This window comes from Bacillus sp. EB600 (genome assembly GCF_024494385.1).
Taxonomy (GTDB): domain Bacteria; phylum Bacillota; class Bacilli; order Bacillales; family Cytobacillaceae; genus JAEVLT01.
In genome coordinates, this window is sequence record NZ_JAEVLT010000075.1 from 1 (window position 1) to 6,465 (window position 6,465).

Consider the following 6,465-nt stretch of genomic DNA (forward strand, 5'->3'; position numbering starts at 1 on the left):
TTTACCGTTAGCCCTCCAAGACTCGCTACGAGCGAATGGCTAGTTCTTACTCGACGGGAATCCCACCCGCTATATGATACGACCTAGGCTCGGCCGCACACCTGCCCGTTAGTTTAAGTGAAAACCTTCACAATCTTCACTCTAGATTTCAACATAAATATCCAATTTTATTGCAAACGTTCCTCATGACAATCTGGCCCGATTGTTGAATATGAAAGAGCGATCTTTACTTTTTATCAGTCTGTAACGCTGTTCCTCTAAAATGAATTTGAATGTCTCACTTCTGAAGAAAACACCATTGCCTTAAGGCGATGGTGTTAAAAAATCGTCTATACATTTCTAAAAGTTAGGCAATGCATCTACTGCATCTGCCAAATCACTATACGAATCCTTCAAATATCTACTTGTTGTTGCGATGTTACTGTGGCCAGCAAGTCTTCTTACTTTTTCAATATCATTATTCGTCGCTTTTAGCATCCATTTACAAAACGTATGACGGAACATATGAGGAGTCAGTCTTTTATTTGGCAAGCTGTAATTTTCGATCATCGTCTGAATTCCTCGAACCGTAAACTTTGGTGATCGCTGGCTGTAAAAAACATAAGGAGAATCCTCTACATGCGGTTTCTGATTCGCCATTTCTGCCCGGAAGGTCAGCCAATCTTGGATTTCAGCCAGCAGCGTATTCGAAATAGGAACGGTTCTGACCTTCATCCCTTTTCCAACGATTCGAATCCTCTTCAAGTCTAAATCGATGTCAGTTAATTTTAAATTTGAAAGTTCATCCACGCGTAAGCCGGCGTAAGTAAGCACATAAATAATCGCACGATCACGGCGATACTTTTCTTCCGGATTCACTCCCCTGCTTTTGACGGGTTTCTTCCTTATTATATAGAGTAAATCTTCAAACTCATCTTCCGTCAGCCACATGATCTTTTCAGAATCTTCATCTGCAGATTTTAAGTCTTGTATTTCTTGCATCGGATTCTGCTGTATTTTTTTATTTTTGGTGGCCCAGGCATAAAAGCTGCGTAGGGAATTGAGACGTCTGTTAATAGTTGAAGTCGCAAGTGGTTTTATATCCATCGGATTCAACATCGAGTGGATCCACTTTCGAATGTCCGCTGCTGTGACACAATCATTCGGTTTAATATTGGTTTCATGGAAAAAACTGTTTAAATCATTTGAATAGGAAATGATGGTATTTTTTGATTTTCCTTGTTTCTGAAGATATAAAATATAATCTTGATACAATCTCTTCACGCCCTTAACTTATATGCTGAGTTTATGTATTAAAAAATGAGGTTAAAAGAATAGTATTTTTAACCTTATATGATGAGTATAACATAAGAAATGGGGTTTTGAACGTATATAATGTATATTGAACGAAACCGCTAACGCGGTGGTAAAACCACAAAACCCTCCAATCCCCTGCTGCTTTAATCCACTTTCTTTTGTATCTGTGATTATCTTAAAATTTGTTAAGCAGTTCTACTGCTAATAAATTTTAAGGAGAAAGTAACATGGATAACAAAGAACAAATTTTACTACGTATGAGAGAAGACATTCGACTTCGAGGCTTATCGCAAAATACACTGGTGAACTATACCGTGCATGCAAGGATTTTTCTTGAGTTTAGCAATCGCCCAGTGGAACAGCTTGATGTAGTCGACATACGCATTTTCTTGTGGCATTTAATCAATGAGAAAAAATATTCACCTGCAACGGTGAATGCATATAGTGCAGCCATCCGTTTTCTCTTTGCCGTCACATTGAATCGTACGTTAAATTATCTTCAGATTCCACGTCAGAAAAACCGTAAAACCCTTCCGGAAGTATTAACAAAAGAAGAAGTGTTCTCCATTATGGAGAATTGCAAAAATATCAAACACAAAGCCATGCTGATGGTTGTCTATAGCTCAGGCCTGCGTGTAAGTGAAGCCGCGGCGCTCAAAATACAGCATATCGATTCAAAAAACATGCGAGTGTTTGTTGACTGCGGCAAAGGAGGCAAGGATCGTTATACCGTACTGTCGGAAGCTTGCCTTACTGTTTTACGCGAATACTGGAAGACGTATCGCCCCAAACATCCTGAAGGCTGGCTTTTTCTTAGTAAGCACGATGTATCCCATATTACCTCTAGAGGTATAATGTTTGCTTTTGATGAAGCAGTGAAAAGAACAACCATAACCAAAAACGTATCTATACATACGTTAAGGCACTCCTTTGCCACACACTTACTGGAAGAGGGTGCAACGCTGTTACAGATTAAGGAATTGCTTGGGCATGCCAATATCCAGTCCACGACGATTTATTTGCATCTTGCTAATGTCACGTCGGGTATCAAAAGCCCACTTGACAACTTGCCAGCGTATGGTGGTTCAGAGGTTTCTTCAAATGACTGAATTACAGGATATTTTTGCTCAGTACGGAGAATCCTATCGACTCAACCATCGCCTTTTATCTAATCAGCTGAAAGTAATGCGAGCGATTGAAGTCTGTAGAACCTCATCATTAGGAGGACATGTCGATACATGTGATGAATGCGGCTTTATGCGCATTTCTTACAACTCCTGCCGCAATCGCCATTGTCCAAAGTGCCAAACTTTAAATAAGGAACGTTGGATTGAAGCAAGGAAAGACGACTTGCTGAATATCAGTTATTTTCATGTGGTTTTTACCATTCCTGACCTTTTAAATCCGGTTGCTTATCAAAATCAAAAGGTTATTTATGATGTTTTATTTAAAGCAGCTGCCGAAACCTTATCCGAGCTTGCCGCTGACAAGAAATATTTGGGGGCGCAAATTGGTTTTACTGCGATACTCCATACGTGGGGACAAAACCTGACACACCATCCTCATCTTCACTGTATTGTGACAGGCGGGGGTCTTAATTCTTGTGGCAAGTGGGTGAACACAAGAAGGAAATTCTTCATTCCAGTTAAGGTTTTATCAAAGAAATTTAAGGGGAAGTTTTTATATTATCTTAAGCAGGTAAAAATCGAGTTTCATGGCTCTATTTCTTATCTGCAAGATCCCTTTAAGCTTCGTGATTGGATGTCATCACTTTATCAAAAAGAATGGGTGGTCTACTGTAAACCACCCTTTAAAAACGCTGGCTATGTTGTTGAATATCTCGGACGATATACGCATCGAGTCGCTATTTCTAATCACCGTATAGTAAAGCTTGAAGATGGTATAGTTACCTTTAAGTGGCGTGACTACAAAGATAGCAATAAACAAAAAGAAATGAAGGTAACAGCGGATGAATTTATTCGCCGTTTTCTAATTCATGTGCTGCCTAATGGATTTACGAGAATACGGCATTATGGTGTGCTAAGTCCGAGAAACAAAGCAACAAAGCTTAAACTGTGTAAAAAGCTTACGAATACTAAATTGAATGATACACCAAAATCAAAGTTAAGCACCCTTGACTTATTGAAAAAGATTACAGGCAAAGATTTCACGATCTGTCCTTACTGTGGTGTTGGTCATCTCAGTAGAGCTTCACCAGTACAGGTAATTGCATAATTATTTCAAATGCCTCTTTATTGGGGAGGGGGGAATTGTGTCTAATTATTATTTCTTTTGTTTACTTGGGTATTTGTGTTCGACTTTTTGCATCCTCGTTTTGAATAAATCGATTACCATATGCAGAATGAAAATTTTAAATACCCCATAGTGGATAACCCACCGTGGTTTCGTCCAATAGAATTATCCAAAGTCAGCTCCCATTCCCTGGGAGCTTTTTTATTGTGGGTGACTTCGGATAATTCTCTATTCATTATATGCTTAGTTAAAAAATATAAGGAAGCAATACTTGGATAGATACTCAAGCAAGGTGCATTACGTTAAGGTACTTTAAGGTAATTTTACGAACCATCTTGTTTCAATGATTTCTTAAATAAAAAATACAGATATGTAGCCCATTTTATTTCGAATCCACCCATCACTAGAAAAAGAAAGAACCAAGCATTTACGAAATAGGAATAAATTCCACCAAGTATAAACCCACATCAACATGTTCTTTCTTTGGTTTGAACGCTAATGTTCAGCACTATCAAAACCCAGATGCAAGGTGCGAGTCAGAGAGGTATAGACTAGGTTAAAAAAAACAGTTACAAAAAAGAGCATCTATCTTAAAACAGATAATGCTCTTTAATTTATATGTATTATTTTATTTAAAAAGTTTAGGAAGCCTTGCGCTCTTTAGCGTTCTTTAGTTCCCTTGAACTTTCTTTGATTAACTCTCTTTGTTCCTCGGTAATAATAAAATCCGTAAGACGATCCTCAAAATGAGCAATACGTCTTTCCAACTCCTCTATAGGAAGGTTATCAGTATTCTTCATAAACTCACCAATTCCTCTTATTATAATTATATATAATTAATATTATTCTTAAAATTCTCCAAAGCCGCCATTGGCAACTGGGTATTCTAGTAAAGGAAGCTATCAAAAATCTATTCTTCAAGTGGAAATCCCATTCGAAATCCTTTTAATCCTAGGATCCCGTATTTAATTTGCCCATTGTTTCAAAACTTGTTCTTTTGCTATGCGATAAACTTCTTCTTCTGTTTGGTTTTTGGTAGCTATTACGTTGGTTTGATAAACTTTATCTTTATGTGTTACATAGATTGTATAATTGTACATTTTGTTCTATCTCCTTTATATAATTCTAATAATTCTCACTTTCATTCCACTTCTCTAATAAATCCAATTTCATTTAATTATCCCAATAAATGTTTTTTACTTTTTTTATTTTACAAATAAAATGAAAATGATTAAAGCTAAAAAAAAGGTCAAGATTTGACAAATTCTCAACTTAACAAAAATTAATATACTCACTAGCAACGGTAACGACTGGAAAAGTCAATAAAATCAATAAACTTTTTATGATTCTAATCTATTACGTATTTTGTTACACTTCTTAGAATGCTGAAAAAAGTCGAAATATAAAAACTAAAAAAGGCCGGCTCCTTGGCACACAAAAATGGAGACTGATTGGGGCAGTCTCCTATTTTATTTCCATTATGATCTCCTTTTGCCTTCTCCGTCAATTAATACCTTGCTCACTTCAGCACCAAAAGGCACGGGCGAAAGCACAAGGGAAACACTTAGGAAGAAAAGGACAGGACACAAAGGAAATCGAAAGGGCATTAAAGCTGTTTGCAGAACGGGAGAAAAATGGATTAAGATGTAAATGACATATCTAAACAAACAGGCGTGCCACGTTCAACCATATACGCAAAAGCTAAGGAGGCAAAATAATGGCAGTAGATGATCACGCAATAAATAGTTTAAGAGTTTGGTTTGATATTGAATATTAAGAGTTTGGTTTGATATTGAATATGAGAAACTAAAAAAGGAATGGAAGAGCAATGAATACGAAAAGCTTTCTGATTGTCCATCCTTTAAAACAGCCTATACCTATCGAGAAGCTTTAAATGTTTTAATTAAAGGTCCTAAATATGTAGATGAAACACAGTTAAAAAGGATGATTGAAGAGGATTTGGAGATTGAAGAGACTTGGGAGAATCGGAAGTAAAACAAATGTGTGCTTACTGCGCAAAGTGGTTTCCACAAACGGAAATGCAGCAGCTTCCAGGTGGCGAGTATGGTAATTGGTATTGCAACAAGTGTTTTCCGGAAGTGTTGAGAGAACATTGGAAATTGCCGTGGAATCGAAAATAGGAGGAGCCACAAATGATTGGGTGGCTGGACCAAACGAAAAGAATAGGTATATTATATTATTAATAATTAGTTAAGTTTAATGGGTTAAGATACAGGTATGAAAGGACAAGACCTTTCATAGACCCCCTTAATATATATTCTTAGGCCCTCGATTGAGGGCTAATTTTTTGCTCTGAACTCCTAAGGAGCATAGATTATCTTACTCCACTAAAGCATCCGTTAGTTAACTTTTTTCAATCTTACAAATCCACTTATAATAATTCAGTAAAATAACTAACAAAATTGGGTCAACAAGAATAGAATACTCCAATTTCCACCACCCATAATTGAAGTACCCCCAAGGTTTTGGAAGTAATGCTATTACTTCATAAATCACCATAAATATTATCCAATAAATATAATAAAGAATAATTCTTAATAGTGGAGAGTTAAATGGATACCAATTCAAAAACATCATATTTATAGGTGGTAAAAGCATTATAAGGGTAGGTAAAGCTGCCCAATCAACATCCTGTGTAAAGTACCAATAACCGTGGTATTTTTGGTCAATAAACAAATCAGCAATAATCTGTAAAGTAATGGTGAACGACCAAATATGAACAATTTGATTTTTAGTAAGCCGCTTGTTAGTTATAAAAGCAATTAAATTAAATAGAATAACAGCAATAATAAGTCCAATCATAAAAAATGTCCTTTTTTTAACTAATTTTCTCTTATCATTGTTCAATTATTCTCCCGTTAGCACAAAAGGCGACTGTTCTTATTGAACAATCGC

Annotated in this window: 6 protein-coding genes; 2 read left to right on the top strand and 4 right to left on the bottom strand. The window is 36.4% G+C overall.

Annotated features, from left to right (window positions below):
• Nucleotides 1–339: 339 nt before the first annotated feature.
• Nucleotides 340–1,254: a tyrosine-type recombinase/integrase gene (locus JN080_RS27985; protein WP_256239223.1), complete on the bottom strand. Its 915-nt coding sequence runs from the start codon at nt 1,252–1,254 to the stop codon at nt 340–342.
• Between the two features lie 269 nt (nt 1,255–1,523).
• Between JN080_RS27985 and JN080_RS27990 the strand changes: the two genes are divergently transcribed.
• Nucleotides 1,524–2,405, top strand: a complete 882-nt coding sequence (locus tag JN080_RS27990; RefSeq protein WP_256239224.1) for a tyrosine-type recombinase/integrase — start codon at nt 1,524–1,526, stop codon at nt 2,403–2,405.
• The gene (locus JN080_RS27995) at nt 2,398–3,531 is read left to right on the top strand and encodes an IS91 family transposase (protein WP_256239225.1); all 1,134 of its coding nucleotides are present in this window, start codon (nt 2,398–2,400) and stop codon (nt 3,529–3,531) included. The genes JN080_RS27990 and JN080_RS27995 overlap by 8 nt, the downstream gene beginning before the upstream one ends.
• Before the next feature lie 659 nt (nt 3,532–4,190).
• On the opposite strand, the gene JN080_RS28000 is transcribed toward JN080_RS27995, so the two are convergent.
• The 3 genes from JN080_RS28000 to JN080_RS28010 form a co-directional block, all read right to left on the bottom strand.
• Nucleotides 4,191–4,349, bottom strand: a complete 159-nt coding sequence (locus tag JN080_RS28000) for a hypothetical protein (protein WP_256239226.1) — start codon at nt 4,347–4,349, stop codon at nt 4,191–4,193.
• A 165-nt stretch (nt 4,350–4,514) separates the two neighbouring features.
• Nucleotides 4,515–4,649, bottom strand: a complete 135-nt coding sequence (locus JN080_RS28005) for a BA3454 family stress response protein (protein ID WP_256239227.1) — start codon at nt 4,647–4,649, stop codon at nt 4,515–4,517.
• Nucleotides 4,650–5,913: 1,264 nt separating this feature from the next.
• On the bottom strand, nt 5,914–6,372 hold the full coding sequence (locus tag JN080_RS28010; RefSeq protein ID WP_256239228.1) for a hypothetical protein: 459 nt from the start codon (nt 6,370–6,372) through the stop codon (nt 5,914–5,916).
• Nucleotides 6,373–6,465 lie beyond the last annotated feature (93 nt).

Bases quoted from the DNA above. Each gene is read 5' to 3' on its own strand.
- JN080_RS27990 (WP_256239224.1), top strand. From the start codon at position 1,524: ATGGATAACAAAGAACAAATTTTACTACGTATGAGAGAAGACATTCGA.
- JN080_RS27995 (WP_256239225.1), top strand. From the start codon at position 2,398: ATGACTGAATTACAGGATATTTTTGCTCAGTACGGAGAATCCTATCGA.
- JN080_RS28000 (WP_256239226.1), bottom strand. From the start codon at position 4,349: ATGAAGAATACTGATAACCTTCCTATAGAGGAGTTGGAAAGACGTATT.
- JN080_RS28005 (WP_256239227.1), bottom strand. From the start codon at position 4,649: ATGTACAATTATACAATCTATGTAACACATAAAGATAAAGTTTATCAA.
- JN080_RS28010 (WP_256239228.1), bottom strand. From the start codon at position 6,372: ATGATTGGACTTATTATTGCTGTTATTCTATTTAATTTAATTGCTTTT.